The organism is Endozoicomonas atrinae (assembly GCF_001647025.1).
Lineage (GTDB): Bacteria > Pseudomonadota > Gammaproteobacteria > Pseudomonadales > Endozoicomonadaceae > Endozoicomonas > Endozoicomonas atrinae.
Genome location: NZ_LUKQ02000527.1, coordinates 1 through 1674, shown reverse-complemented (window position 1 = coordinate 1674; position 1674 = coordinate 1). Strand labels below are relative to the sequence as shown.

The 1674-nt window shown below is 56.9% G+C and carries 1 protein-coding gene and 1 pseudogene; both read right to left on the bottom strand.

Going from position 1 to position 1674, the window contains the following annotated elements; genetic code table 11:
* A partial coding sequence (locus tag AK963_RS28715; RefSeq protein WP_202969915.1) for a beta strand repeat-containing protein occupies nucleotides 1-1261 on the bottom strand: 1261 nt, incomplete at its 3' end.
* Between the two features lie 237 nt (nucleotides 1262-1498).
* Nucleotides 1499-1674, bottom strand: a pseudogene (locus AK963_RS32790) (IS256 family transposase); the annotation flags it as partial.

Below are 1674 nucleotides of genomic sequence, written 5' to 3'. Positions count from 1 at the left end.
CATCCACAATCTCGGTCACCGCGCCGGTGACATCGGTGGCCGCAGTAATGGTCGGTACATCATTGGTGCCGGTGATGGTCACCGTCACCTGCTGATCCACGGTGCCGCCGTTGCCATCGTTGACCGTCACCGTGTAGGTCTGGGTCAGTACCTGACCCGCCGCCAGGTCATCAATATCGGCATCGGGCACCGTGAAGGTCCAGTCCACCTGGCCGGTGCCGTCACTGGTGGTGTTGTTGCTGCTGACCGTCGGGGTAAAGGAGCCGAGATAGCCGGTGGTGTCGGAGGTGACACTGACGGTCTGCACATCGGTGAGGTCCACATCAGCAATGGCAAAGGAACCACTGTCGGATAATGTGCTGGTGTTTTCACCGGTGCCGCCATCCACAATCTCGGTCACCGCGCCGGTGACATCGGTGGCTGCAGTAATGGTCGGTACATCATTGGTGCCGGTGATGGTCACTGTCACCTGCTGGTCCACGGTGCCGCCGTTGCCATCGTTGACCGTGATGGTATAGGTCTGGGTCAGCACCTGACCCGCCGCCAGGTCATCAATATCGGCATCGGGCACCGTGAAGGTCCAGTCCACCTGGCCGGTGCCGTCGCCGGTGGTGTTGTTGCTGACCGTCGGGGTAAAGGAGCCCAGGTACCCGGTGGTGTCGGAGGTGACGCTGACGGTCTGGACATCGGTGAGGTCCACATCGGCGATGGTGAAGCTGCCACTGTCGGACAGGGTATCGGTATTTTCGCCGGTGCCGCCATCCACAATCTCGGTCACCGCGCCGGTGACATCGGTGGCCGCAGTAATGGTCGGTACATCATTGGTGCCGGTGATGGTCACCGTCACCTGCTGATCCACGGTGCCGCCGTTGCCATCGTTAACCGTCACCGTGTAGGTCTGGGTCCGCACCTGGCCTGCCGCCAGGTCATCAATATCGGCATCGGGCACCGTGAAGGTCCAGTCCACCTGGCCGGTGCCGTCACTGGTGGTGTTGTTGCTGACCGTCGGGGTAAAGGAGCCCAGGTACCCGGTGGTGTCGGAGGTGACGCTGACGGTCTGGACATCGGTGAGGTCCACATCAGCAATGGCAAAAGAACCACTGTCGGATAATGTGGTGGTGTTTTCACCGGTGCCGCCATCCACAATCTCGGTCACCGCGCCGGAGACATCGGTGGCCGCAGTAATGGTCGGTACATCATTGGTGCCGGTAACGGTAATGGTAGTGATGGCATCCGACGTCAAACCACCATCGTCACTCATGATGTAATGAACGATGATGGTTGTGGACTCGCCGGTTGCCAGATAATCAAAATCAGCCCCGGGGGTAAACTGCAGCCGATTATCGACTATGGCAATAGAACCCTGACCGGTAATTAGATTACCAAGGCTATCGACAATTTCAGCACTGTTCAGGTTAAAGTTGGCAGGGGTATCATTCAGATCTTGATCGATGTCATTGAGCCTGTAAATAATTCTGTGTAAACGCCACCAAAACTATTACTCCTTGAACCGGTCAGGAAACATAATTTCAAACCGGTTCATGGCTGCTTTCCAGTTCCTGATCGGCATGGTCCATTTCTCGGAAGCTTTTTCCATGGCCAGATAGATTACCTTCATGACTGACTCATCAGTCCGAAAAATCTTCCGGTTCTTGATCGCCTTACGAATGACGC